General features: G+C 67.9%; 23 protein-coding genes. 16 read left to right on the top strand and 7 right to left on the bottom strand.

Going from position 1 to position 25,429, the window contains the following annotated elements; translation table 11 throughout:
* Window positions 1-55 precede the first annotated feature (55 nt).
* Window positions 56-1,111 carry a DUF2855 family protein gene (locus ACW17Z_RS06765; protein ID WP_492058108.1) on the top strand — a complete coding sequence of 352 codons (1,056 nt, stop codon included), beginning with the start codon at window positions 56-58 and terminating at the stop codon, window positions 1,109-1,111.
* A 146-nt stretch (window positions 1,112-1,257) separates the two neighbouring features.
* Here the strand turns inward: ACW17Z_RS06765 and ACW17Z_RS06760 are convergent, their stop codons facing one another.
* A complete protein-coding gene (locus ACW17Z_RS06760; RefSeq protein WP_492058107.1) occupies window positions 1,258-2,145 on the bottom strand; it encodes an alpha/beta hydrolase family protein in 888 nt (295 codons plus the stop codon).
* Window positions 2,146-2,488: 343 nt separating this feature from the next.
* Here ACW17Z_RS06760 and ACW17Z_RS06755 point away from each other — a divergent pair, with 343 nt between their 5' ends.
* Window positions 2,489-2,773: a GIY-YIG nuclease family protein gene (locus tag ACW17Z_RS06755; protein ID WP_419318292.1), complete on the top strand. Its 285-nt coding sequence runs from the start codon at window positions 2,489-2,491 to the stop codon at window positions 2,771-2,773.
* Window positions 2,774-2,995: 222 nt separating this feature from the next.
* Here ACW17Z_RS06755 and secA read toward each other — a convergent pair whose 3' ends face one another.
* Window positions 2,996-5,845: a preprotein translocase subunit SecA gene (gene secA, locus ACW17Z_RS06750; RefSeq protein WP_492058106.1), complete on the bottom strand. Its 2,850-nt coding sequence runs from the start codon at window positions 5,843-5,845 to the stop codon at window positions 2,996-2,998.
* A 303-nt stretch (window positions 5,846-6,148) separates the two neighbouring features.
* Between secA and ACW17Z_RS06745 the strand changes: the two genes are divergently transcribed.
* From ACW17Z_RS06745 to ACW17Z_RS06730, 4 genes are all read left to right on the top strand, one after another.
* On the top strand, window positions 6,149-7,117 hold the full coding sequence (locus ACW17Z_RS06745) for a peptidylprolyl isomerase (protein ID WP_492058105.1): 969 nt from the start codon (window positions 6,149-6,151) through the stop codon (window positions 7,115-7,117).
* Window positions 7,118-7,130: 13 nt separating this feature from the next.
* Window positions 7,131-8,555, top strand: coding sequence for a bifunctional glutamate N-acetyltransferase/amino-acid acetyltransferase ArgJ (gene argJ, locus ACW17Z_RS06740; protein WP_492058104.1), 1,425 nt, complete (start codon window positions 7,131-7,133; stop codon window positions 8,553-8,555).
* Between the two features lie 2 nt (window positions 8,556-8,557).
* Window positions 8,558-9,028, top strand: a complete 471-nt coding sequence (locus ACW17Z_RS06735; protein ID WP_492058103.1) for a hypothetical protein — start codon at window positions 8,558-8,560, stop codon at window positions 9,026-9,028.
* A 69-nt stretch (window positions 9,029-9,097) separates the two neighbouring features.
* Window positions 9,098-9,664: a hypothetical protein gene (locus ACW17Z_RS06730; protein WP_492058102.1), complete on the top strand. Its 567-nt coding sequence runs from the start codon at window positions 9,098-9,100 to the stop codon at window positions 9,662-9,664.
* 10 nt (window positions 9,665-9,674) lie between these two features.
* Here ACW17Z_RS06730 and ACW17Z_RS06725 read toward each other — a convergent pair whose 3' ends face one another.
* Both ACW17Z_RS06725 and ACW17Z_RS06720 read right to left on the bottom strand, forming a co-directional pair.
* On the bottom strand, window positions 9,675-10,511 hold the full coding sequence (locus tag ACW17Z_RS06725; protein WP_492058101.1) for a class I SAM-dependent methyltransferase: 837 nt from the start codon (window positions 10,509-10,511) through the stop codon (window positions 9,675-9,677).
* A 217-nt stretch (window positions 10,512-10,728) separates the two neighbouring features.
* Entirely contained in the window at window positions 10,729-11,367 is a 639-nt protein-coding gene (locus ACW17Z_RS06720; protein WP_492058100.1) for a glutathione S-transferase family protein, read from the bottom strand.
* A gap of 867 nt (window positions 11,368-12,234) precedes the next feature.
* On the opposite strand from ACW17Z_RS06720, the gene ACW17Z_RS06715 reads away from it, so the two are divergent.
* On the top strand, window positions 12,235-12,981 hold the full coding sequence (locus tag ACW17Z_RS06715) for an ABC transporter ATP-binding protein (protein WP_492058099.1): 747 nt from the start codon (window positions 12,235-12,237) through the stop codon (window positions 12,979-12,981).
* Window positions 12,978-14,546 carry a hypothetical protein gene (locus tag ACW17Z_RS06710; protein WP_492058098.1) on the top strand — a complete coding sequence of 523 codons (1,569 nt, stop codon included), beginning with the start codon at window positions 12,978-12,980 and terminating at the stop codon, window positions 14,544-14,546. The genes ACW17Z_RS06715 and ACW17Z_RS06710 overlap by 4 nt, the downstream gene beginning before the upstream one ends.
* Here the strand turns inward: ACW17Z_RS06710 and ACW17Z_RS06705 are convergent.
* Both ACW17Z_RS06705 and ACW17Z_RS06700 read right to left on the bottom strand, forming a co-directional pair.
* Window positions 14,543-16,753, bottom strand: coding sequence for a sensor histidine kinase (locus ACW17Z_RS06705; RefSeq protein ID WP_492058097.1), 2,211 nt, complete (start codon window positions 16,751-16,753; stop codon window positions 14,543-14,545). The two genes, ACW17Z_RS06710 and ACW17Z_RS06705, sit on opposite strands and share 4 nt — an antisense overlap.
* A 276-nt stretch (window positions 16,754-17,029) precedes the next feature.
* Window positions 17,030-18,463 (bottom strand): DEAD/DEAH box helicase, encoded by a 1,434-nt coding sequence (locus ACW17Z_RS06700; RefSeq protein ID WP_492058096.1) that lies wholly within the window; start codon window positions 18,461-18,463, stop codon window positions 17,030-17,032.
* A 295-nt stretch (window positions 18,464-18,758) separates the two neighbouring features.
* Here ACW17Z_RS06700 and mutT point away from each other — a divergent pair, with 295 nt between their 5' ends.
* Together mutT and ACW17Z_RS06690 are read left to right on the top strand one after the other, a co-directional pair.
* Complete coding sequence (mutT, locus tag ACW17Z_RS06695) at window positions 18,759-19,163, top strand: 8-oxo-dGTP diphosphatase MutT (protein ID WP_492058095.1); 405 nt, start codon at window positions 18,759-18,761, stop codon at window positions 19,161-19,163.
* A complete protein-coding gene (locus ACW17Z_RS06690; RefSeq protein WP_419252320.1) occupies window positions 19,142-19,327 on the top strand; it encodes a Flp family type IVb pilin in 186 nt (61 codons plus the stop codon). Before mutT ends, ACW17Z_RS06690 begins: the two co-directional genes overlap by 22 nt.
* Here ACW17Z_RS06690 and ACW17Z_RS06685 read toward each other — a convergent pair.
* Window positions 19,324-20,235, bottom strand: a complete 912-nt coding sequence (locus ACW17Z_RS06685) for a methyltransferase domain-containing protein (RefSeq protein WP_492058094.1) — start codon at window positions 20,233-20,235, stop codon at window positions 19,324-19,326. The genes ACW17Z_RS06690 and ACW17Z_RS06685 overlap by 4 nt on opposite strands.
* Between ACW17Z_RS06685 and ACW17Z_RS06680 the strand changes: the two genes are divergently transcribed.
* The 6 genes from ACW17Z_RS06680 (at window position 20,234) to ACW17Z_RS06655 (ending at window position 25,400) form a co-directional block, all read left to right on the top strand.
* The gene (locus ACW17Z_RS06680) at window positions 20,234-21,016 is read left to right on the top strand and encodes a ComF family protein (RefSeq protein ID WP_492058093.1); all 783 of its coding nucleotides are present in this window, start codon (window positions 20,234-20,236) and stop codon (window positions 21,014-21,016) included. The two genes, ACW17Z_RS06685 and ACW17Z_RS06680, sit on opposite strands and share 2 nt — an antisense overlap.
* A gap of 27 nt (window positions 21,017-21,043) precedes the next feature.
* The gene (gene grxC, locus ACW17Z_RS06675) at window positions 21,044-21,298 is read left to right on the top strand and encodes a glutaredoxin 3 (protein WP_492058092.1); all 255 of its coding nucleotides are present in this window, start codon (window positions 21,044-21,046) and stop codon (window positions 21,296-21,298) included.
* Window positions 21,295-22,128: a carbon-nitrogen hydrolase family protein gene (locus ACW17Z_RS06670; protein ID WP_492058091.1), complete on the top strand. Its 834-nt coding sequence runs from the start codon at window positions 21,295-21,297 to the stop codon at window positions 22,126-22,128. Before grxC ends, ACW17Z_RS06670 begins: the two co-directional genes overlap by 4 nt.
* Window positions 22,129-22,147: 19 nt before the next feature.
* The gene (locus ACW17Z_RS06665) at window positions 22,148-22,582 is read left to right on the top strand and encodes a DUF1178 family protein (RefSeq protein ID WP_492058090.1); all 435 of its coding nucleotides are present in this window, start codon (window positions 22,148-22,150) and stop codon (window positions 22,580-22,582) included.
* 86 nt (window positions 22,583-22,668) lie between these two features.
* Window positions 22,669-24,384, top strand: coding sequence for a serine hydrolase (locus tag ACW17Z_RS06660; protein WP_492058089.1), 1,716 nt, complete (start codon window positions 22,669-22,671; stop codon window positions 24,382-24,384).
* A gap of 149 nt (window positions 24,385-24,533) precedes the next feature.
* Window positions 24,534-25,400, top strand: coding sequence for a hypothetical protein (locus tag ACW17Z_RS06655; protein ID WP_492058088.1), 867 nt, complete (start codon window positions 24,534-24,536; stop codon window positions 25,398-25,400).
* The last annotated feature ends 29 nt before the right edge of the window (window positions 25,401-25,429 follow it).

Below are 25,429 nucleotides of genomic sequence, written 5' to 3'. Positions count from 1 at the left end.
ACGTCGGGGCTTCAGCTGCGCTTACCTCACCCCCAACAACCAAGGGAGCGCCGCCATGGCCTGGGATTTTCTGGTCGCCAAGACCGACCTGAGACAGACACAATTCCAGCCCGCCACGCTGCCGGACCTGGCCGAGGGCGAGGTTCGCCTGGCCGTCGACAGCTTCGCCCTGACCGCCAACAACATCACCTATGCCGTGTTCGGCGAGGCCATGCGCTATTGGGATTTCTTCCCGGCGGCGGAAGGTTTCGGCCGCGTGCCGGTCTGGGGTTTCGCGACGGTCGAGGCCTCCAGCCACCCCGACATCGCGGTCGGCCAGCGCTTCTACGGCTACTATCCGATGTCGACCCATCTGACGGTGCAGCCCCGCAAGACGCGCGGCGGCTTCGCCGACGCCGCGCCGCACCGCCAGCATCTGGCGGCGGTCTATAATCAGTACACGGCGGTTGACGCCGAGGATGGAACCGAGGCGCTGCGGTCCCTGCTGCAGCCGCTGTTCATCACCGGCTTCCTGATCGACGACTTCCTGGACGAGCACGCCATGTTCGGCGCCGGGTCGATCATCCTGTCCAGCGCCTCGTCCAAGACCGCCATCGGCCTGGCCTTCCTGCTCAAGCAGCGCGGCGGGGCCAAGGTGGTGGGCCTGACCTCGGCGCGCAATGTGGCCTTTGTCGAGGCCCTGGGCTTCTACGACCAGGTCGTGACCTATGACGACTTCCCCACGGCGCCGATCGCCACGCCGGCGGTCTTTGTCGACTTCGCGGGCGACGCCGGCGTGCTGGGCGCGGTCCACCGCCGGTTCGGCGAGGACCTGGCCTATTCCTGCCTGGTCGGCGGCACGCACTGGGAAGCCGCGCGCGGGGCGGGCGACCTGCCCGGTCCCAAGCCGATCCTGTTCTTCGCCCCCGACCGTGTGAAAAAGCGCCAGGAAGACTGGGGTCCCGGCGGTTTCGAGAGCCGCTACGGCGCGGCCTGGAGCGCCTTCGTCGCCGACGCCGGACGCTGGCTGAAGGTCGAGACCGGCCAGGGCCAGGACGCCATCGCGGCGACCTATCTGGCGGTGCTGGAAGGCCGGGCGGGACCGGAGACGGGGTGTGTGGTGCGGCCTTAGTACACCTCAACCGCTCTTCCCGGCGAAAGCCGGGATCCAGATCGAGCCCAGAGCGGCTGTTGTTCTGGCTCCGTCAGAAGGCGCGTCATCCCTAGACGCTCAGGCTGAATCTGGGCCCCGGCCTTCGCCGGGGAGAGCGGAGATTTTTACTGCCCCGCCATCCGATCAATCACCCCCACGATCCGCGCCCAGGCCGCTGACGTGGGGTCGATCAGCTCGAAGTGACCGGCGTCGGCGATCGTGATCTCTTCCACCCGGTCGCCCGCCGTCTTGGCCCTGGCCGCGAAGTCGACGCCGAACACCGGCGGCACGATCGGGTCCAGCGCGCCGGAGATCACCGCCAGCGGCGTCCTGATCGGCAGGAAGGCCGGCGGCGAGGTGTCGGCATAGCGGTCCGGCAGCGCGGCGCCGGCCGTCAGCTGGTCGATGGTGTCGGGCCCGCCGCAGGCGTCGGGGCCGGTGGCGCGATAGGCGGCCAGGTCGTTGATGCCGGCCAGGCTGATGGCGCCCCGGATCTTCAGGGGCTTGCCCACCCGCAGGGGGCTGGCCTTGGGCAGGCGATCGCGGCCCGCCGCCCAGGTGGTCAGGTGTCCGCCGGCCGAGTGACCGGCCACCACCACGCGCTTCAGGTCCAGATGATGCTCGGGCGCGAGGTCGCGCAGCTTGTCCAGGCCGTTGGCCACGTCGACGAAGGTGCCCGGATAGCCGCCCCCCGGCTCGCCCAGCCGGCGATAGCCCAGGTTCCACACCGCATAGCCGCGTCCCTGCAGGTCCTTGGCCATATAGGCCATCAGCTCGACGCTAGGATATTTGGCCTGCCAGCAGCCACCGTGGATCAGCACCACCACCGGATGCTTGCCGGGCCCCTGCGGCAGCCACAGGTCGCCGAACTGCTCGGGCTCGGCGCCATAGGGGATGTGCGCGGTGGGCTGGGCTCGGGGCATGTCCAGCAGTTGCCGGAAGGTCTTGGGCGCGGCGGCGGCGGGACCTGCCGCGATCAGGACGAGGGCGGCGGCGAGGCTGGCGAGGCGCATGGAGGGTCTTTCGTCGACGTGAGGCGTCAGTTGGCTTGTGGCGGCGGGGGGCGTCAACAGGGCGCGTCAACGGGACAGGTGGCGCGTGGCGGGGCCGTGATGCTGGTCGTTGCGGCCTGGGTGGTGGGGCGGAAGAGCAAGAAGTCGTGACCTATAGACTCCGCTCTCCCCGGCGAAAGCCGGGGCCCAGATCGAACCCACGATCACCTGCGCACGGGCAAGACTTTTGGCGGATCAGCCCCAAACGCACCGGATGAATCTGGGCCCCGGCTTTCGCCGGGGAGAGCGGATATCTTGTAACCTTAGATTGAAATTGATCAGAAAATCTCTGTAAGGTTACGCCATGATGTTCCACGTCTACATCATGGCCAGCCGCCGCAACGGTACACTCTACACGGGCTACACCGACGACCTCGGCCGTCGCGTCTCAGAGCATCAGTCGCGTGAACGCGGCTTCACTGGGCGATATGGCTGCACAATGCTGGTCTGGTATGAAGCCCATGAGACACGGGAAGGCGCTTGGCGGCGCGAGCGCCAGATCAAGGAGTGGCGGCGGGTCTGGAAGCTGCAACTGATCGAGGCTGATAACCCGGATTGGCGGGATTTGGCGTTGGAATTTCTGGGGTAGGGCCACCTACACTCCGCTCTCCCCGGCGAAAGCCGGGGCCCAGATTCATCCGGGGCGTTTGGGGCTGACGCGCCCAAGGCATGGCAAGTACATTCACGCTCAGGGTTCGATCTGGGCCCCGGCTTTCGCCGGGGAGAGCGGGTTTTAGGGGGGGCAAGGCTAAAACGCCCGCCCCGGTTCCCCAGGGCGGGCGCTTCATAACTCGAACTCAGAGCCTGACCGCTAGACCAGCGACCCGTGGCACTGCTTGAACTTCTTGCCTGAACCGCAGGGGCAGGGGCCGTTGCGGCTGGTGTTCTGCCAGCCTTCCGGCAGCACCGAGACCGGCAGGGCCTCGCGCTGCTGGGGCGACAGACCTTCGGGAAGGGCGCCGGCAACGGCGATGTTCTCGCCGGTCAGCGGGTCCATGTGGACCTCGATCAGGTTTTCCGGGCTGTGCAGCGGTTCCGGCTCGGCATAGGCGATCTCGACCGTCATCAGCCAGCGGGTGGTGTTGGTGCGCAGGTCGCCCAGCAGCTTTTCGAACAGGCTGAAGGCTTCGGTCTTGTACTCGTTGAGCGGATCACGCTGGCCGTAGCCGCGCAGGCCGATGACGTTGCGCAGGTGGTCCAGGTGCATCAGGTGCTCGCGCCACTGCAGATCGATCATCTGCAGCAGGAAGCTCTTTTCGACCGAACGCATCTGCTCTGGGGTGATGATCTCTTCGCGCTGGGCGGCGTAGGCGTCGGCGGCCTTGGTCAGACGCTCGCGCATCTCCTCGTCGGCGATGCCTTCCTCGGCGGCCCATTCGGCCAGCGGCAGGTCCAGGCCCAGGATCGACTTGACCCGCTCGGTCAGGCCCTCGATGTCCCACTGCTCGGCATAGGCCTTGGGCGGCAGGTGGCGCAAAACCAGGTCATCGACCACGTCGCGACGCATCTCGTGGATGATGTCCGAAAGGTCGGTCGACTCCATGAACTCCTGGCGCTGCTCGAACACGGCCTTGCGCTGGTCGTTGACGACGTCGTCGTACTTCAGGAGGTTCTTGCGGATCTCGTAGTTGCGCTGCTCGACGCGCTTCTGGGCGGTGGCGATGGCGTTGTTGAGCCACTTGTGGGTGATCGCCTCGCCTTCCTGGACGCCGAAGGTGCGCATGATCGCGTCCAGACGCTCGCCGGCGAAGATGCGCAGCAGGTCGTCTTCGCACGACAGGAAGAACTTCGAACGGCCCGGGTCGCCCTGACGGCCGGTGCGGCCGCGCAGCTGGTTGTCGATGCGGCGGCTTTCGTGGCGCTCGGTGCCCAGCACGAACAGACCGCCGGCGGCCAGGGCCTTGGCCTTGGACTCGGCGATGTCGGCCTCGATCTCGGCGCGCATGGCCAGTTCGTCGGCGGGCAGGGGGGTGATGCCCAGGCCCTTCTGCTGCTGGCGCCAGCTGGCCAGACGCATGTCGAGGTTGCCGCCCAGCTGAATGTCGGTGCCGCGGCCGGCCATGTTGGTGGCGATGGTCACCGCGCCGGGCGCCCCGGCGTCGGCGACGATGCCGGCTTCCTGCTCGTGGAAGCGGGCGTTCAGCACCTGGTGGGGAATGCCCTTGCCGGTCTTGTAGACGATGTCGAAGGCGTCATCGCCGATCTTGGCCAGTTCCTTGTCGTCCTTGCCGGCGTGCTCGGCTTTCGGAGCCCGCGACATCTCGACCTTGTAGGCATAGGTCGACAGGAGCTTGGACAACTCCTCTGACTTCTCGATCGACACGGTGCCGACCAGGATCGGCTGGCCGCGCGCATGGCAGTCGGCGATCTGAATCAGGATCGAGTCGTTCTTCTCGCGCTCGGTGCGATAGACCTCATCGTCGTCGTCGATGCGCATCACCGGGCGGTTGGTCGGGATTTCGCTGACGGCCATCTTGTAGATGTCGTCGAATTCCTGAGCCTCGGTCGAGGCCGTGCCGGTCATGCCCGACAGCTTGGTGTAGAGGCGGAAATAGTTCTGGATGGTCACCGAGGCCAGGGTCTGGTTCTCGGGCTGGATGTCGGCGCCTTCCTTGGCCTCGATGGCCTGGTGCAGGCCTTCCGACAGGCGGCGGCCGGTCATCATGCGACCGGTGAACTCGTCGATCAGAACGACCTCGTCGCCCTTGACGATGTAGTCCTTGTCGCGCGTGTAGAGCACGTTGGCGCGCAGGGCCTGGTTCACGTGGTGGACCAGCGAGATGTTGGCGGCGTCGTACAGACCGGCGGTGTCCTCGGCCAGGTGGCCGCCTGACATCAGGACCTCTTCGATGCGCTCCTGGCCGTCCTCGGTGAGGATGACCTGCTTCTGCTTCTCGTCGTGATCGTAGTTGGTCTTGTCCTTGATGAGCTCCTTCACCAGGACGTCGACGGTCTTGTACAGGCTGCTGCGGTCCTCGGTCGGGCCCGAGATGATCAGCGGCGTGCGGGCTTCGTCGATCAGGATCGAGTCGACCTCGTCGACGATCACGAAGTGGTGGCCGCGCTGGACCATTTCCTCGACGCTGTAGACCAGGTTGTCGCGCAGATAGTCGAAGCCGAATTCGTTGTTGGTGCCGTAGGTGATGTCGCTGCGATAGGCGCGCTGACGGTCGCCCTGGCTGAGGCCGTTGACGATCACGCCATAGCTCAGGCCCAGGAAGTTGTAGATCTGGCCCATCCACTCGGCGTCGCGCTTGGCCAGGTAGTCGTTGACGGTAATGACGTGAACGCCCTTGCCGGCCAGGGCATTGAGATAGGTGGGCAGGGTGGCGACCAGGGTCTTGCCCTCGCCCGTGCGCATTTCCGAGATGCCGCCGAAGTGCAGCACCATGCCGCCGACCAGCTGGACGTCGAAGTGGCGCATGCCCAGCGCCCGCTTGGAGGCCTCGCGCACCACGGCGAAGGCTTCGTGCAGGATGTCGTCGAGGGTTTCGCCCTTCTCGAGGCGCGCCTTGAACTCGTCGGTCTTGGCCTTCAGAGCCTCGTCGGAGAGCGCGGCGAGTTGCGGCTCAAAGGCGTTGATCTTCGCCACACGGGCGGTCAGCGTCTTGACCTTGCGGTCGTTGGAAGAGCCGAAGAGCTTTTTGGCGAAGCCGAGCATGAAGTCGAAATTCCGATGAAGTGTTAGGCGCTGTGGGCGTTGGGGATCGCGCAAGGTCATTACCAAGCACGACTATTCCGGCCCTTACGGCGCGCGCGAGACTTAAGCAGCGACCCTGCCAGTGTCAACGCGAGGCCCCCTTATAGAGCATGGTAAAGGCGAAGGTTTCCGGCCTTTACCGTGTTTGGTTGTCCCGCCGGCTCGCTTTCGCGAAAAGCGGTCGGCGGGATGCGCCGGAGTTGCATTCCCCTGCGGCCGAAACCACGCTAGAGCCGGTCGCTAAGGTGTTTCGGAGATCCGTCCTTGATCAAGTTCCGCCACAGCCGCGTTTGGGCCGCTCTCGCCGTCACGGTCATTCTGGCCGCCTGCGGTCAGGACAAGAGCGCCGAGAAGCCGCCGGAGCCGGGCGACACCGCCGTGGCCCGCGTCAACGGGCACAATGTCTGGGCCTCCGATGTCAAGCGCGAGGCCGTCGCCCAGGGCCTGATCAGCGAGGGCGAGCCGCTGGACATCTCCAGCGACGTGTTCCGCCAGCGCCTGGACGAGGTGGTCGACCAGAAGCTGCTGGCCGCCGAGGCCCTCAAGCGCAAGCTCGACAAGGACCCCGTGGCCCAGCGCCGCCTGGCCGCCGCCCGCGAGCGCATCCTGGGCGACATGCTGGTCGAGAGCGTGGTCGAAAAGGCCGTCAATGAAGACGCCATCCGCCGCCTCTATGCCGAGCAGCAGAAGCTGTCCAAGCGCTCGGAGGAAATCCGCGCCCGCCAGATCCTGGTCGCCACCCAGGCCGAGGCCGACAGCATCAAGAAGCTTCTGGCCACCGGCGCCTCGTTCGACGCCCTGGCCATGGAGCGCTCGACCGATCAGGCCACGCGCTTCAACGGCGGCGACCTCGGCTATTTCACCGTCGATGTGATGCCCGAGGCCTATGCCGCCCCCCTGAAGGCCGCCCAGAAGGGCCAGCTGGTCGGACCGTTCGCCACCGAGGGCGGCTGGGCGATCCTGCGCGTCGAGGACAAGCGCATGGAAGAGCCGATCACGCTTGAGGCGGCCCGTCCGCAGATCGTGCGCTTCCTGACCTATGATCAGGTCCGCGACCTGCTGGAAAAGCTGCGCGGCGGCGCCAAGGTCGACATGCTGGCCAGCAAGACCCAGGACGTGCCCGGCGCGCCCGAGGAGCCGGCGTCGGCCCCGCCGGTGGAGCTGCAAGGCTCGGCCCCGGCCTCTGCGCCCCCAGCGGCTTCGCCCGCCCCGGCGCCCGCGAAGAAGAACTAGTCGAGACGACCCTATGCCCTCCAAGACCGACAAGACGCTCGCCAAGCCCGCCGCCGAAGCCGACGCCGCCACGCCGGGCGCCGTCGAGCGCGTGGGCCAGAGCCTGGAACGCGCCCTGGATCCCCTGGCCTCGGCCCTGAAGCGGGCCACTCGCCGTCGCGACGACAAACCCGCCAAGGCGGCGGCCGCGCCGGGCAAGCCCGGTCTGGCGATCTCGCCCCTGGCCGTGCCGTTCCCGCATATCCCGCCGATCGCCGGCGTCGAGATCGCCACCGGCCGCGCGGGCTTCTACAAGCACGAGCGCGAAGACCTGCTGCTGATGCGCTTCGCCGAGGGCACCAGCGCGGCAGGCGTGTTCACCCGTCATGGCGTCGGCTCGGCCCCGGTCGACTGGTGCAAGCGCCAGCTGGCCGCCACCGGCGGCGCCGATGTGCGGGCCCTGGTGGTCAATGCCGGCTGCGCCAACAGCTTCACGGGCAAGCCGGGCGCCGACGCCGTGCGCCGGGTGGCCACGGCTGTCGGCAAGCGCTTCGACTGCCGCCAGCGCGACGTGATGATGGCCTCGACCGGCGTGATCGGGGTGATCCTCGACGACGCCAAGATCACCGCCCGCCTGGCTGAGGTCGAGACCCGCCTGACCGCCGACGCCTGGCCGCAGGCCGCCCAGGCGATCATGACCACCGACACCTTCCCGAAGGGCGCGTTCGCCACGGCCCTGATCGACGGGCACGAGGTCAAGATCGCCGGCATCACCAAGGGCTCGGGCATGATCGCGCCCGACATGGCGACCATGCTGGCCTTCGTCGCCACCGACGCGGCCATCGCGCCGGCCGCCCTGCAGACCCTGGTCAGCCTCTATACCCGCACCACCTTCAACAGCGTCACGGTGGACGGCGACCGCTCGACCAATGACACCCTGCTGCTGTTCGCCACCGGCCAGTCGACCGCGCCCAAGATCCACCGCGCCGGCGATCGCCGCCTGGCCGATTTCCGCGAAAAGCTCGACGCCTTGCTGCTGGATCTGGCCCAGCAGCTGGTGCGTGACGGCGAGGGCGCGACCAAGTTCGTCCGCGTCACCGTCAACGGCGCCGAAAGCCCGGCCAGCGCCCGCAAGATCGCCCGCACCATCGCCGAGAGCCCGCTGGTCAAGACCGCCTTCGCCGGCGAGGACGCCAACTGGGGCCGCATCGCCATGGCCATCGGCCGGGCCGACGAGCCGGTGGCCCGCGAGCGCATCAGCATCAAGTTCGGCGACCTCTATGCGGCTCGCGACGGCCTGGTCTCACCCGAATACGACGAGGCGGCGATGAGCGCCTACGTCAAGAAGCCCGAGTTCGAGGTCACCGTCGATGTGGGCGTCGGCAAGGGCTCGGCCACGGTGTGGACCTGCGACCTGACCAAGCAGTATGTGGCGATCAACGGCGATTACCGGTCCTGACGATGGCCAGCGAGCCCTATCCCATCGACCTGGACGCCGTCGCTTCGGCCTGCCGCGAAGCCGGCTACCTTGTCAGCGAGATCGACAACGGCCTGGAGGTCTCCGGCGCTGACGACGGCGGGGCCTTCTATCTGTTCCCCGAGAACGACTGGCTGCAGGTCCGCTGCCAGGTGCTGGATCCGCAGGATCTGGACCAGGCCCGCGACCTGACCGCCCTGTTCGAGACCATCGCCCGCGCGCAGTTTCGCCTGATCGGCTGCCGCTTCGGCTTCGACGTCCTGACCGGCCTGTGGTTGATCGAGGACTGCTATCCGGGCTTCGAGCCTGATGGCGTGCCGGCCGTTCTGGAGCAGTTGGCCTTCGTCTGGGGCTCGCTGCAGAACGTCCTCGACACCGCCCTGACAGGCGAAGTTCCCAATGACGACGCGCTGGACGCGGCGTTCGAGCTGGAAGCGGTCTCGCCGCCGAACTAGGGCGGAACCTGTTGCCAAGCTTGCCGTTCCTAACCCGCGTTCCGTCTTTCGGACGCTTGAGGATTTGACATGCGTGGATCTGGCTTTCGATACGGGATGTTCGCGGTCGTCGCGGCGCTGACTCTGGGCGGCGTCGCCCAGGCCCAGGACAAGGCCCAGGACAAGCCGCAGGTCGGGCGCGGCGACGACGGGGCCAAGGACGAAGCCGTCGCTCCGGGCCGCTGGGACGGCGCTCGCAAGTCGGTCCTGGAGATCGGCTCACAGCCCGGTCGCGATGTCGGGATGATGCGGCGCGAGACGCCGCCGATCCTCGAGGAGGCCCTGGCCGATCCCTACACGCTCAAGGGCCTGAAGACCTGCGTGCAGCTGGCCGGCGAGGTCCGCAAACTCAACGAGGCCCTGGGTCCCGACTACATCGTCGGCAACGAGGTCAAGGAAAGCCGCGCCGGCAAGCTGGCCGCGGCCGGCGGCAAGACGGTGATCAACTCGATCATCCCGTTCCGCGGCCTGGTCCGCGAGATCACCGGCGCCGCCCCGGCCGAACGCCGCCTCGACGCGGCCCTGGACGCGGGCTTGGCGCGGCGCGGGTTCCTGCGCGGCGTGCACTACAAGCAGCGGTGCAAGACGACGTTCTGAGGCGGAGGGTTCAGGCGCCCTGGCCGATCGCGCGCCGCCACCGCCGGACCCATCGCCTCAGCCATGACGGTGGGCGATAGGGCGTCTCGCGGATCTCCCGCGCGGGACGGCGCCGGATATGGTCGTCGAGCCGGAACCGGGATGCGGCGGTCAGCGCGAGCGGCCCGCGTTCCACGACGACGAAGCCGTTGAACACCTCGACCCGGGCTATCAGGTCGCGGGCCGTGCCCGCCGCTTCGATGATCTCGACGACCAAATCGGTCAGGCGTCGCTCATGGGCCCACGGGTGGTCGGGATCGGAAAAGCCGCTCCAGTGGTCCCAGGCCCAGTCTTCCAGAATATAGGTCCCGCCCGGACGCAGCAGCGGGAACAGCGTCTCGAAGCTGGCTTTCGACGGCGCGTAGAGATGCGAGGCGTCGTCGATGACCAGGTCCAGCGGGCCATCCATTTCGGCCCGCACAATGCGACGAAGTTCGGCATGGTCGGCCTGGTTGGTCCGCCAATAGGTGCTCACGCGATCAGCCAGGCCACGCGAGGCGATCCACTGGTCGAAATAGGGGCTGTCCCTGCGCGCCTGGAAGTCGATCGCGATGTGCTTGGCCGGCTTCAGCGCCTCGACCCAGAAGGCGGTGCTGCCGCCGTCATAGATGCCCAGTTCGAAGACGTTGGTCACCGGCCGACGGTCGTGGCGCGCGAAATGCAGCTGGTACTGATCGACCAGTTCACGGGTCTTGTAGAACTTGAAGTGATCGTCCTGGCCGGAGGTGGAGGCTGACGCGCTCTCGATCTGGAAGCTGACCCCGTGGAATTCCGCGCGATCAGCGGACCACTTCATACTCTCGAACATCAGCCCCTCGACCTTACGTACGCTCTCGGTGCTATTCTATCCTGAGGTTGAGCTGAGTTCTACATCTCCACAACGCTGAAAGCGATGGCGACGCTCATCGCGCGAACCGGGCGGGAAGGTGTCGGGGCGGGTCCCCAATAGGTTCACCGGCATTCCCGCTCTTATTGTTCAAACCGGAGACATAGCCGACGCCTGTTCGGAGACATGGCTGACAGGTTCAGGACGTCGGCACTGCCTCGGCGAGGATCAGCGCGTCGTCGATCTCGTCGGCGCGCTTGGCGGCGGGGCGTTGCAGGTGGGGCTCCACATAGGTCTCGAACGCCGGGCGCTTTTCGATCGTGCCGAAGTTCATCCCCCAGGACAGGTGAGAGGCGAGGTAGAGGTCGGCGGCTGTAAAGCCGTCTCCCACGAGATAGGGGCGGTCCTTGACGGTGCCCTCGACGGCGCCCAGGACGTCCTCGATGCAGCCGAAACCCAGCGAGCGGCGTTGCTCGACCGTTGGCTCCAGGTTCACCGCCTTGGCGGCCACAGCCTGCTCGATCGGGCCAGCCCCGAAGAACAGCCAGCGATAATAGGGACCGCGCAGCGGACTGCTGGCGGGGGGCGCTAGACCGGCCTTGGGGAAGGCGTCTGCGAGATAGGCGCAGATGGCGGCGCATTCGGTAACGACCACCCCGCCGTGGACGATGGCGGGCACCTTGCCCATGGGATTGATGGCGAGATAGTCGGCGGTCTTTGTGTCTCCGGCCTCCCAGCGCAGGACCCTGGTCTCATAGGGCTGACCGATCTCTTCCAGCATCCAGCGGATGATGCGGCCGCGCGACATGGGGTTGGTGTAAAAGACTAGGTCGGACATGGTCGCTCCCGTTGTTTGCGACACCCTATCGCGAGCCTGCTGACAGGATCTGGCAGCAACCGTTCTCAGCCGGGGCGGGCGCCCGTCCGCGTGAGGCGGGGCGTCTTGGCAAGTCCTCCCCCCGAAGGGGGAGGCGGCCGGAGGCCGGTGGGGGAAGACCGCAATGAGTCAGCAGCACTTCCCCCTCCGTCGACTTCGTCGCCCCCTCCCCCTTCAGGGGGAGGACTTGCGGGGATAGACCGCGCTCAATCCCCGTAGTTTCCAGAACAAACCCTGCCCAGATCAACCACTTGCAAAAAACTTGATCGCGCCCATCAGACGCGCCGAAACCGCCCGCATAATCAATCTCACCTGACAGCACGGGAAGGGCGCACGTACGGCGACCGTTGCGGCTGTCAGGGGTGATCGAGCGGGAGTGAGGGCGGGTGACGTAAACCCGCCTATCGGGGGCAAGCCAAGGCCTCCGCCCGTCCGAAGGTTCGCTCCGGGTTCCTGCGGAATCGGCGTGGCTGCAGCCCAAGGCTGGGTCCGTCGCGAGGAGGATGAAACCCGGGTGGGGCAAAAGGCTGAACAGGCCTGCGCACCCCGGCCAGAGGGATAACGATCACGCGGAGCGTCTGTCTTCGTCGAAACGGTATTCACTACACTCTCATCCGGGCGAGGCCCGGACGCTCCGCAGCCCTTCCCACCAACTCGGCGGTTCCCGCGCGAGGTCGCTGACACTTGCCCCCTCCTGACCGCTATCGCGGTCATCTTCCCCCTCCGGGGGAAGACGGCTGCGCAGCAGCCCGTAGGGGGCCAGTGCGGCGCTTGCCACCTGTCCCCCAATCACGTTCTGATGCCGGCCGTGACTTGGGGACCCCAGCCTTGACCGAAGCCTTGATCGTGCGGGGGCTGAACAAGACCTTCGCCAAGCCCGCCGTGGCCAATCTGGACCTGACGGTCCATGCCGGCGAGCTCTACGCCCTGCTGGGTCCCAATGGCGCGGGCAAGACCACCACCCTGCGGATGGTGGCGGGTCTGACCCAGCCCGACAGCGGCCAGATCAGCATCTATGGCGTCGACGCCCGCCAGGATCCGGCCGGGGCCAAGGCCCTGGTCGCCTGGGCGCCCGACGAGGCGATGATCTATGACCGCCTGACGCCGCTGGAATATCTGGAATTCGTGGCCGGCCTCTGGAACGTCGATCCCAAACTGGCCAAGACCCGGGCCGAGCAGCTGCTGGCCCAGCTGGGCCTGGCCGACGAGGCCCGCCGCCGTTGCGAGGGCTTTTCGCGAGGCATGAAACAGAAGGTCGCCCTGGCCGGGGCCCTGATCCATGACCCCCGCCTGCTGATCCTCGACGAGCCCCTGACCGGCCTGGACGCCGCCGCCGCGCGGCTGGTGAAAGACATGCTGCGGGCCCGGGTCGACGCCGGCGCCACGGTGATCCTGACCACCCATATTCTGGAAGTGGCCGAACGCATGGCCGACCGCATCGGCATCATCGCCGGCGGCAGGCTGCTGGCCGAGGGCCGGCTGGACGAACTGCGCGCCCAGGCCGGCGGCGCGGGTGGCAGCTCCACCCTGGAGGACGTCTTCCTGCAGCTGACCGCCGAAAGCGCCGCCGCGTGAGCCTGCTCAAGCCCGCCAGCACGGCCTGGCTGCTGGCCCACGAGATGCGTCTGGCCTGGCGAGGGTTTCGCGCCGGCCAATCTGGCAAGGGCGGCAAGTCGGGCAAGGGGGCCGGGGCCCTGATCGGCCTGGCGATCCTGCTGGCCTTCGCCTCTGTCGGCGGCGTGTTTCTGGCCCTGGCCGTGCATGGCCACGAGGTCCCGATCCATCCGCTGGCGGTGCTGATCGCCGACCTGCTGTGCGCGGTGCTGCTGACCCTGATGCTGTCCCAGACCCTGAGCGCCTCGGCCGAGGCGCTGTACGAGCGGGGCGATCTGGACCTTTTGTTCTCCTCGCCGATCGCGCCGCGCAAGGTGCTGCTGGTGCGCTCGCTGGGCATCGCCACCGGAGTGGCGACAATCTTCATGGCGTTCGCGGCCCCGATCCTGCTGCCGTCGATCCTGTATGGCCATCCCGGCTGGCTGGGGGTGTTTGGGGTGCTGATCGCCCTGGCCCTGACGGCCACGGCGGTGGGGCTGATCCTGGCCATGGCGCTGTTTGCCTTGATCGGTCCGCGCCGCACCCGCACGGTGGCCCAGGTACTGGCGGCCCTGGTCGGCGCGGCCTTCTTCCTGGCCAGCCAGTACCGCACCCTGATGGGCGAGGCGGCCAGCGAGACCCTCTACGCCACGATCGTCCGCGAGGCGATGGACGGCCGCCTGACCCCGCCGCCCTGGGCCAGCCTGCCGCTGCGCGCCATGCTCGGCGAGCCCCTGCCGCTGGCGGGGATGCTGGCCGTCGGCGTCGGCCTGTTCTGGCTGGCGACCAACGCCTTGGGCCGGCGGTTCTCCGACGCCGCTGCGGCCGCCCAGGGCGCGGCCTCCAAGCGTCCGCGCGGCCGGGTCAAACCGGCCGGAGCCTTCGCGGCCGGGGCCTTCAAGGCGACGGTGCGCAAGGAACTTCGGCTGATCGGCCGCGACGCCACCCTGCTGTCGCAGGTGCTTTTGCGGGTGCTGTATCTGATACCGCTGGCCCTGGTGCTGGCCCGCTCGGCCGCCAAGGTCGACGCCGTCGCCCTGGCCGGCGGGGCCGGGATCGTGGCCTTCATGGCCGGGCAGGTGGCCGGCAGCCTGGCCTGGATCACCCTGTCGGCCGAGGACACCCCCGACCTGCTGGCCGTGTCGCCGACCTCGATGGCCACCCTGCGCCGGGCCAAGCTGGTCGCGGCCCTGATCCCGGTGGCCGTGTTGCTGGTGGGTCCGATTGCGGCCCTGACCTGGTTCCAGCCCCTGACCGGCCTGATCACCGCCGTCGGCGCGGGCCTGGCCGCCTGGGCCTGCGGGCTGATCAATGTCTGGCACCAGAAGCCCGGCAAGCGCGCCGACTTCCGCCGTCGGCGCGGGGCGTCGTGGCTGGCCACCCTGGCCGAGATCCTGATCGGCGCCCTGATCGCCGGGGCGACCACCCTGACCGTGATGGGCCTGGCCGGCTGGGCCGCGCCGCTGCTGATCATCGCCCTGACCGTGCTGATGGTGATGCGGCGGACGGACGAGCAGATCGGAAGGGCGTTGAGGTTGGCGGGTTAGGCGTCCAGCAACGCCCGAATGTGGCAGACCACGCCGGCGGGTTCGAACCGGATCGCGGCCTCGCCCGACAGTTCGGCGGCCAGGCCGCGTTCGATCAGACGCGAGCCGAAACCGCGCCGGGTGGGCAGGCTGACGGGCGGGCCGTCGATCTCGGTCCAGGTCAGGTCCAGCCGCTCGGCCATCCCCGGGGCCAGAGCCCAGCGGATGTGGACGCGGCCGCCCGGAACCGACAGCGCGCCGTACTTCACCGCATTGGTGGCCAGCTCGTGCAGGGCCATCGACAGCGACAGGGCCGTGCGCGGCGACAGCCGGATCGCCGGGCCGGCCAGCTCGAATCGTCCCGGACCGCCGTGCAGCACCGCCAGGCGCGCGGCGATGTCGTGCAGCTCCGCGCCTTCCCAGTTCTCGCGGGTCAGCAGGTCGTGGGCCTCGGCCAGGGCGAGGATGCGGCTGGTGAAGGCCTCCTGGGCCTCGGCCAGGGGGCGCGAGGCGTTGAAGGTCTGGGCCGCTATGGCCTGGATGGTGGCCAGCGAGTTCTTGACCCGGTGGTTCAGCTCGTTGACCAGCAGGCGCAGGTGCAGTTCGGCGCGCTTGCGGTCGGTGACGTCGACTGTCGCGCCCAGCAGCCGGGTCGCCTTGCCTTCGGGCGAGAAGAAGGCCTGGCCCTTGATGGTGATCCAGCGCTCATGGCCATCGTCGCGGCCGACGGTGCGAAACTCGAGGGCGTAGTCGGCGCGAAGGCGCGGATCCAGGGCGCGGGCGATGGCGGCGCGGGTCGGCTCCTGGTCATCGGGATGCAGGCACTCGTAGAAGGTGTCGACGGTGACCGGCTCTCCCGGCGCCACGCCGAACATCGCATAGCAGCGGTCCGACCAGGTCAGCAGGCCCGAGGCGACATCCAGTTCCCAGATTCCCAGGTCGGCGGCGTCGACGGCCAGGCGCAGGGTCTCTTCCTGCAGCAGCAGGTGGGCCTCGGTTTCCTTGCGTTCGGTGACGTCGGAAACCACGCCCACGAAGCGGATGCATTGGCCATGCTCGAAATAGGCCCGGCCGGAGATCTCGATCCAGCGCAGCGCCCCGTCGCAGGCGCGATGAATCCGGTATTCCTGATTGATCTTGCCGTCGCCGGCGGGATCCAGGGTGGCTCTGAGCGTGGCGCGCAGGGCGGGCAGATCGTCCGGATGGACCAGCTTTTCAAAGGTCTCGGCGGTGTTTTCGACATCGTCGCTGAGGCCGAAGATTTCGCGCGCCCGCTTGTCCCAGAACCGCGCGCCGATCGATGGATTGTGATCCCAGCGACCCATGCGGGCGGCTTGCACCGCCAGGTCCAGGTCGGCCCGCGCCGCCAGCAGGTTGGCCTCGGCCGCCTTGCGCTCGGTGATGTCCACGACCACGCCCGTATTGCGCGAAGGGGTCCCGTCGGCGTCCAGATAGGCGCTGCCACGGGCATAGACCCAGCGGGTCGAGCCGTCGGGCATGACCAGCCGATACTCATCCGAAAAGTCGCCGCCCCTTTCTATCGCCGCCAGGCTCACCTTCCGGATGCGCTCGCGATCATCGGGGTGCACGGCCGGGGTGAAGCTCTCGACCGGCAGACCGGCCTCGACCAACTCCGGCGTCAGCGAGTGCAGGGCGGCGTAGCCGGCGTCGGCATAGACCTTGTTGGCCTTGACGTCCCAGTTCCAGGCGCCGATGCCGCCGGCCGCTTCGATGGCCAGGCGATAGCGCCGCTCGGTTTCGCGCAGGGTGCGTTCGGTCTCGACGGCTTCGGTCAGCTCGACGGCCGTGATCAGCACCCCGCCGACGCCGCTCGCGGCGCTGGCGTCGGGCACGGGACTGTAGCTGATGGTGAAATGGCCGATCCGGGGACCGGCGTCGCCGTCGCGCCTGACGCTCAGGGGCATTTTCTCGAGCGCGTAGCCGCCGCTGGTTCCGTCCAGGATCGTGTCATGCACCGTCCGCAGGCTGGCCTGAAACGCCTCGGAGTGCTCGCTGAACAGCATGCCCAGGGCGGCCGGGTGCTTGTCGTGCAGGGCCGGGGCATAGGCGTCGTTATAGATCAGGCACAGCTGCGGACCCCAGCGCAGGGCCATGGGAAAGTTGGTGGCCAGGATCATGTCGACGGCCAGGCGCAGGCTGGGCGACCAGGTCTCCATCGCGCCGATCGGCGTGGTCGACCAGTCGAAGGCGCGCACGCGTTCAGCCATTTCGCCGCCGGCGATCCTCGTCAGCGTCGGTCCGGCGCGTGGCTGTGTTTCCGCCATCGCAGCTGTTTCCTCCCACCGGTGCGCGACCGGTCCCAGCGGCAGGTGAACCCATCGCGGAGCCTGATTCAAGGCTTCTCTGGCCGGGAGCCAACCCCTGCGGGCGGCAAATGGCCTTGCGGACGAAAAAACGGCCGCTTTCGCCCCTCGGGGTGAAAACGGCCGTCGATTCAGTCACATGTCAGGGCGCGCCCCGGGGAGCAATACCCGTGTTGGGTATCAGTCGATCGGGTTCCAGCGCTTCTCGGCGGGGGCCGCGGCGCTGCTGCGCTTGGGGCCGCGATAGTCGCCGCCGGCCGGCTTGGCCGAGGCGTTCGAGGCGCCGCTGCGACCGCCGCCGCCGCCATTACGGCTCTGGCCTTGGCCCGGAGCCTTGGCGGCGCCGTCGCCGCTGCGGGCGGGACGGTTGCGCTGACGACGCAGTTCGGCCGGGACGTTATTGCGCGGGTCAGCGCGGCGCGGATCGACATATTTTTCCGGCGGAGCCAGCTTGTCGGCCACGGCCGCAGCGGCCGCCAGGCTCTTGTCGTTACGACGATCGAAGGTCGGGATCGTCTGGCGGGTGGCCTTCTGGATATCGCGCAGCAGGGTGCGTTCGTCATCGGCGCAGAAGCTGATGGCGATGCCGTCCTTGCCCTTGCGGGCGGTCCGGCCGATGCGGTGGACGTAGGATTCCGGCACGTTGGGCAGTTCGAAGTTGAACACGTGGCTGACGTCGTTGACGTCGATGCCGCGCGCGGCGATGTCGGTGGCGATCAGGGCCTTGACGTCACCGGCCTTGAAGGCGGCGAGGGCGCGTTCGCGCTGGCCTTGCGTCTTGTCGCCATGGATGGCGGCCGCTTCGATGCCGCTGGCGACCAGATACTTGGCCACCCGGTCGGCGCCGCGCTTGGTGCGGGTGAAGACGATCGAACGTTCAACGGCCTTGTCGGCCAGCAGTTCGGCCAGCAGCGGGCGCTTGCGCTGGGCTTCGATGAAGATCAGCGACTGGTCGATGCGCTCGACGGTGGTGGCCGACGGGGTGATCGACACCTGGGCCGGGTTCTTCAGCAGTTCGCCGGCCAGCTTGCCGATCTCGGTGGGCATGGTGGCCGAGAAGAACAGGTTCTGGCGTTCCTTGGGCAGTTGCGAGGCGATCTTGCGGATCGGCACCACGAAGCCCAGGTCCAGCATCTGGTCGGCTTCGTCGAGCACGAAGATCTCGACGCCGTTCAGGTGAGCGGACTTTTCGCCCAGGTGGTCCATCAGGCGGCCAGGCGTGGCCACGACCACGTCGACGCCGGCCGCCAGGGCCTTCATCTGCGGGCCATACTTCACGCCGCCGAAGATGGTGGCGACGGTCAGGCCCATGTGCTTGCCATAGTCACGGAAGCTGTCGGCGATCTGGGTCGCCAGTTCGCGGGTCGGCGACAGGACCAGGCAGCGGAAGCCGCGGCGCGGGGCCGGCTTCTTGTCTTCGGCCAGGCGATGCAGGATCGGCAGGGCGAAGGCGGCGGTCTTGCCGGTGCCGGTCTGGGCGATACCCAGCAGGTCGCGACCGGTCATGACGGTGGGGATGGCCTGGGCCTGAATCGGGGTCGGGGTGGTGTAACCCTTGTCGGCCAGGGCCTTGAGGAGCGGCTTGGCCAGGCCAAGGTCGGTAAATTGAGTCAAGTTGGCTGTCTTTCAGACAATGCCGCATGACGGCGCGCGCGGTCCTCGCGCGGCTCGTCCATGAGACGGGTCGGTTGGGGAGCGCCCCGCGTGGCCCGGGCGGTCTTATGGACGTTTCATGGCGCTCGACAGGCTGATCCGAAAAACGGACCTTCACGCGACTGGAGCGCCGATAGCGCCTAAGGGCGCACGGTCCATATCGTTTGTTGCAGGTGCGAAGTCAAGGGGCGCGGCTCGGCAGGCCGTTATGCCACATGACTTGCCATCACCGGTCGGTCGCGCCAAACCCGGCACCATGAGCAAGCCCACCGTCCTCGTCGCCGCCGCCGCCATGATCGATGTCGATGGCCGCGTGCTGATCTGTCAGCGGCCGAAAGGCAAGCAACTGGCCGGGCTGTGGGAGTTTCCGGGCGGCAAGGTCGAACCTGGCGAAACGCCCGAAGAGTGCCTGATCCGCGAGCTGCAAGAAGAGCTGGGGATCACGGTCGCTCAATCCTGCCTGGCGCCCTTTGTCTTCGCGTCGCACAGTTACGAGTCTTTTCACCTCCTGATGCCACTCTACTTGCTGCGCCGCTGGGAAGGCCTGGTCACGCGCAAGGAACATGAGGCGCTGGCATGGGTGAAGCCGGACAAACTGGCCGACTATCCGATGCCCCCGGCGGACATCCCGCTGGTGGCGTGGCTGCGCGATCTGCTCTGAAGCGCTTTGGCCGCAACCAGAGCGGCGCCACCGCCGTCGAGGTGGGTCTGCTGGTCGCCGGCCTGTGCATCGCCATCATCAGCGCCGTTTCCATGCTGAGCGGCGGCATCAAGACCAGCTTCGAAAAGACCTCCACCGCCATCGCCTCGACGCACGGCAGCTAGCCAGGCTTCTCGCCCGCCGACTGTTCCTGGACGCCCAGGGCGTCGGCCAGTCGCATCTTGGCCGAGCCGGGCCGCAAGGGCTTCTGCTGGCTTTCGTGCGGTGCCCAGCCGGTTACCGCCACGATCTCGAACGTCGCCGGCACACGGCCGTCGGCCTCGGCGAAGCGCTCGACATAGATTTCCATCGCCCGCGCCAGCACCCGCCGGCCCATCGGCTTGCGCGAGCGGTCCAGCAGCACGCTGGTCTCGCCCATGCGGCGAAGATCGCGCAGCAGCTCGATCGGGTGGCCGTAGCGCACCTTGACCCGATCCACATCCGCCACGGGCAGGGCGAAGCCCGCCCGCTGCAGCAGACCCGCCGCGTCGATGGCGTCGGCGAAGGGCGAGACCCGGAACGACGCGCCGCCACTGACCTCGTCCTCGGCCTGCAGCAGGGCCTGGCGCAGCTCGGTCAGGGTGGCCCCGCCGAAGATCGCGCCGATGAACAGGCCGTCGGGCCGCAGCGCCCGGCGGATCTGGATCAGGGCCCCGACCAGGTCATTGGTCCAGTGCAGCGACAGGGTCGAGACCGCCAGATCGAGCGTCGCGTCGCCGAACGGCAGGCGCTCCTCGTCGGCCACCACGCTCAAGCCATTGCCGGCCCCCAGCATGCGCGCCGACAGGTCGCTCTGGAACAGCACGTCGATATTGGCGGCGGCGTCGCTGGCGGCCAGGGCCTGCGAGAAAGCGCCGTTTCGCGCTCCGAGATCGACGGCGACCGGAAAGCGTCGCAGGATCGTCTCCAGCCGCATGACGACATCCTCGGCCGTCCGGCGCTTGAGGAAGTCTGCCGACGCATAGTCAGGCGCGGCGCGGTCGAGGCGGACCTTGAGAAGGTCGCGGTCGAAGAGGAGGGGCGAGGCGGTCATGCGGGCGGAACATGGCGATTTCGAACCGATATGGAAAGCGGGGCCGCGTCTGCGAGGTCTTGGAAGGGGCCTGCTCGACCTTCTTCTGCCGCCCCGGACCTTTGACGGCGGCCCGGCCCAGACCCACGGCCTGTCCGCCGAAAGCTGGAACCGCGTCACCTTTCTGGACGATCCGGTCTGCGACGGCTGTGGTCTGGCCCTGCCGTTCGACAGCGGCGCGGTCGAGCATTGTCCGGCATGCCAGGCTCGCCCAAGGGCCTTTGGCCGGGCCCGCGCCGCCTGCGTCTATGACGAACATTCCCGCGACCTGATCCTGAAACTTAAGCACGCCGACCGCACCGACCTGTCGGGCCTGATGGCCCGCTGGCTGTCGCGCGCCGCTGCGCCGCTGCTGGAAAACGCCGACGCCATCGCCCCGGTGCCGATGCACCCGGGACGCCTGCTGCGCCGCCGCTACAACCAGGCCGCCGAGATCGCCCGGCCGCTGGCCCGCGCCAGCGGCGTGGCCTATCTGGCCGACGCCCTGGTCCGCCAGCGCGATACGGTCAGCCAGGGCGGCAAGTCGGCCTCGGGTCGCCGCCGCAATGTCGCGGCCGCCTTCGTCGTGCCCGAGTCGCGCCGGCATCGGGTGATCGGGCGCAGGATCTTGCTGGTCGATGATGTTCTGACCACCGGCGCCACGGCCGAGGGCTGCGCGCGGGCTCTGAAGGCGGCGGGCGCGGCCGAAGTGACCCTGGCTGTCGTGGCGCGCGTTACAGAAATGCAAGCGCGTCCTATATGAGATCCACAAGGAGAGACTCGTTATCCCATGGCCAAAGTCATCATCTACACCCGCCCGTTCTGCGGCTACTGCGCCCGCGCCCTCAAGGTTCTGGGTGAAAAGGGCGCCGACTTCACGGAAATCGAAGCCGGTATGGACCCCAAGCTGCGCCAGGAAATGATGGACCGCTCGGGTCGCACCACCTTCCCGCAGATCTTCGTGGGCCAGCAGCACATTGGCGGCTGCGACGACATGATGGCCCTGGACCGCGAGGGCAAGCTGGACGCGATCCTCGCCGCATGAGCTCCGAGGGCGCCTTGAGGGTCGGCCTGATCCAGACGCGGACCCCCGCCACCCACGCGGCGGCGCTGGCCCATGTCGCGCCGCTGGTGCGCGAGGCCGCCGCCCAGGGCGCCCGGTTCATCCTGACGCCCGAGGGGACCAACGTCCTGCAGAAGGACCGCGCCCGTTTGCTGCCCGCCCTGCAGAGCCTGGAGGACGACATCGTCGTGCGCGGCCTTCGCGATCTGGCCGTCGAGCTGGGCGTCTGGATCGACATCGGCTCGGCCCTGGTGTTGCGCGAGGACGGCAAGGCGGCCAACCGGCAGGCGGTGATCGATCCAACGGGCGCGATCGTCGCGACCTACGACAAGCTGCACATGTTCGACGTCGACCTGCCGACCGGCGAGACGGCGCGGGAATCGGCGACCTATGAGCCCGGTGAGCGGGCCGTGGTGGTCGACACCCCGCTGGGCGTCTTCGGCCTGACCATCTGCTACGACATGCGCTTTCCGGCCCTGCATCGGGCCCTGGCCCTGAAGGGCGCGACGATCCTGACCGTTCCGGCCGCCTTCACCCGGCCCACGGGCCAGGCGCACTGGGAGATCCTGCTGCGGGCCCGGGCCATCGAGACCGGCTCGTTCGTGCTGGCGCCCGCCCAAGGCGGTTTCCACGAGGACGGGCGCGGCACCTGGGGCCGCACCCTCGCCATCGGTCCGTGGGGTGAGGTCATTGGCGTGCTTGACCATGAGGAGCCCGGGGTGCTTGTGGCCGATCTCGACCTGGACGCCGCGACCAAGGCGCGCGCGGCCATCCCCGCTCTCAAGAACGCCCGCGCCTTTACCGGTCCCTGACCATCCCCATCTTCAGATCATGATCAAGTACGCGCTCCATTGTGATCAGGCCCATGCGTTCGAGGGCTGGTTCGGCTCGTCGTCCGACTATGACGACCAGAGCGCGCGCGGCCTCGTCGACTGTCCGCTGTGCGGGTCCAAGGGCGTGTCCAAGCAGATCATGTCGCCCGCCATCGCCGGCACCAAGGCCCAGAGCGCCGCGCCGGCCGTCGATGCGAAGATGCGCGAAATGATGATGACGGCCTTGGGCGAGGTCCGCCGGCACGTCGAGGATAACTTCGACAATGTCGGCGACGCCTTCGCCAAGGAGGCCCGCGACATCCACGAGGGCAAGTCCGAGGAGCGCGGCATCTACGGCCAGGCCACGCCGGCCGAGGCCAAGGCCCTGATCGAGGACGGCATCAAGGTCGCGCCCCTGCCGCCCCCGGCGCTGAAGAAGACGGACGTGAACTGAGGGCCGTGCAGGCGCTTTCCAAGTCAGGCTTCCACAACCATAGTGTGTGAGGCTTCGCGGTTGCTGGCGGAGCGATAGGGGGCTCGATGCGCAACGTCCTGGCTGTCTTGACCAGCGTGCTGGTCTTCGCGGGCGCCGCGATCCCCGCCATGGCGCAGACCGCGCCCGCACCCCCCACCAGCGAGCGCCTGTCGGACGCGGCGATCCGCAAGGTGCTGGTCCAGCGGGTCGATACCGACAGGCAGTCCGCCGGCATGGTGGTCGGCGTGATCGACCGGACGGGGCGGCGGATCATCGCCCAGGGCGTCCGCGACCTGAAGACAGGGCGCCCCGTCGACGGCGAGACCCTGTTCGAGATCGGTTCGGTGACCAAGGCCTTCACCGGCCTGCTGCTGGCCGACATGGTCGAACGGGGCGAGGTCAGGCTGGACGATCCCGTCGTCAAATACCTGCCGCCGGGCGCGGTCGTGCCCGAACGCAACGGCAAGGCCATCACGCTGCTGGACCTGACCACGCACACGTCGGGCCTTCCGCGCCTGCCGGGCAACATGGCGATGGCGGATCCCCTAAACCCCTATGCCGACTATACGGAGGCCCAGCTCGACGCTTTTCTGAAGGGCTATGTGCTTACGCGGGACATCGGCGCGACCTATGAATATTCCAATCTGGGCGTCGGTCTTTTGGGTCGGGCCCTGGCCCGTCGCGCTGGCGGCGATTACGAGACGGTCCTGCGTCAACGGGTGCTTAAGCCGCTGGGTCTTTCCAGCACCGCGATCACCCTGACGCCGGCCTTGGCCCAGCGGTTCTCGACGGGCTATTCCGCAGACTCGGCCGTGACGCCGCACTGGGACCTGCCCAGCCTGCCCGGCGCGGGCGGTCTGCGCTCTTCGGCCGACGACCTTCTGACCCTGCTGGCCGCCGAGCTCGGCTATGTCGACACGCCGCTGAAGACCGCCATGGCCGCTCAGCTCAAGCCGCGCCGTCCTGTCAGTGACAAGGTGCAGGTGGCCTTGGGCTGGCATATCGGCGCGACCCCCGACGGCGAGATCGTCAGCCACGGCGGCGGCACGATGGGCTTTCAGAGCTTCGTCGGCTTCGACCGCAAGACCGGGCTCGGCGTCGTCGTGCTGAACAACACCGCCAGCCCGCTCGGGATCGAGGATCTGGGCCTTCACCTGCTGATCGGAACACCCTTGAAGGCCGCGCCCAAGGCGCGCGTGGCGACGACCCTGGCGCCGGCCGTGCTCGACGGCCTGACCGGTCGCTACGCCCTCGCGCCGGGCGCCGTCATCACCATCACCCGCGACGGTGAGCGGATGTTCGGCCAGCTGACCGGCCAGCCCCGTATCGAGTTCTTCGCCGAGGGGGCGACCCGCTTCTTCACCCGGATCGTCGACGCCCAGATGACCTTTGACGTTGGCGCGGATGGCCGCGCCACGGCTCTGACCTTGCACCAGAATGGCCAGAACACGCCCGCGCCCCGGCTGGCCGACGGCGCGGAACCGGCGGCAGCGCCGCCGCCGGTCAAGATCGTCGCGCTTCCCCCCGCAGCGCTGGACGCCCTGGTCGGCCGCTATGCCCTGGTCCCGGGGATCATCATGACGGTAACGCGCCAGGAGGGGCGGCTGCTTGCCCAGCTGACGGGCCAGCCGGTCTTCGAGATCTTTCCGCAAAGCCCGACCGAGGTGATCTGGACCGTGGTTCCGGCCAGAGCCAGCTTCGTCCTCGGCGCCGACGGCAGGGCCATCAGCCTGACGCTGCACCAGAACGGTCGCGACCTGCCGGCGCCCCGGCTGCCTTAGACGGCGTCGGGATGCAAAACGCACCGCCTTTCACCGGGGCGCTCTGGCCGGGCAGGCCCCTCTGAACGCGCTCTTTGACCTGCGCTCGAAGGCAGCCCCAGATCGTGTCTAATGCTTCGCGCCCGTTATGAGCATCTAGCGGAACCGAGATGAACAGACTGCTTCTGATCCTGTTTGGCGGCGCGGTCCTGTTCAGCGGCGTGCCGGTAAAGGCTCAAACGACAGGACCGGACCCGCAGGCGACGGTCGATAGCGTTACGGTCCGCGCCACAAATCGGAAAAATCTGCTCGAATTTGTTCTCGCGGCTTCGGCGCTTTCGTCCGATGGTCAGATCTCGCGACGACCCACTCGCCTGTGCCCGCTGGTCTCTGGCGCTCCCGTCGAGGTCAATACCTATGTCGCCTCCCGCATTCGCGAAGTGGGCGCGCAGGTCGGGGTGAAGTTCGAGAAAAAGTCCTGCGCTCCAAACCTTCTGGTGCTGTTCTCGCGAGAGCCGCAGGTGATGCTCCAGAAGGCGCGTGACCGCCGGAAAATCCATTTTGAACCGGCGACGCCGGTGCAGATTCAGCGGTTCATGGCAAACACCCGGCCCGTACGCTGGTGGAACAGCGTGGTCGTGATCCCAAGTTGGGGATCAGAGTCGGTCGTCGGTGATCCTGACGGGGCTCCCGAGATAAGGAGCCCGGGAAGCCGGACAAAACAGCCCACCCGCAGCGTCATCCGGGGCTCGCTGATCGTGGTGGACGCCAGTCAGGTCGACGGTGTCGAGGTGGGGGCGATCGCCGACTATATCGCGCTTGTGTCCCTGACAGACATCGAGCCGCAAGCTGACCTGGCGGGGTACAATTCCATCCTGAATCTCTTCGCCCAAGGCTCGTCGGGCGACGCGGCCAAGCGGCTAACAGCCTTCGACCTGGCCTATCTGCGCGGGGTTTACAGCGTCCGGGATGATGCCTCGGGCATGACCCAGATCGGTAGAATCGCCACGGCGATGGCGGAGGATCTCGAGCGTTGAGCGCCAGTAGCGCCGACCTTCGCAACCGA

The organism is Caulobacter sp. GSs2 (assembly GCF_058680895.1).
This window is presented reverse-complemented; position numbering and strand designations above follow the sequence as displayed.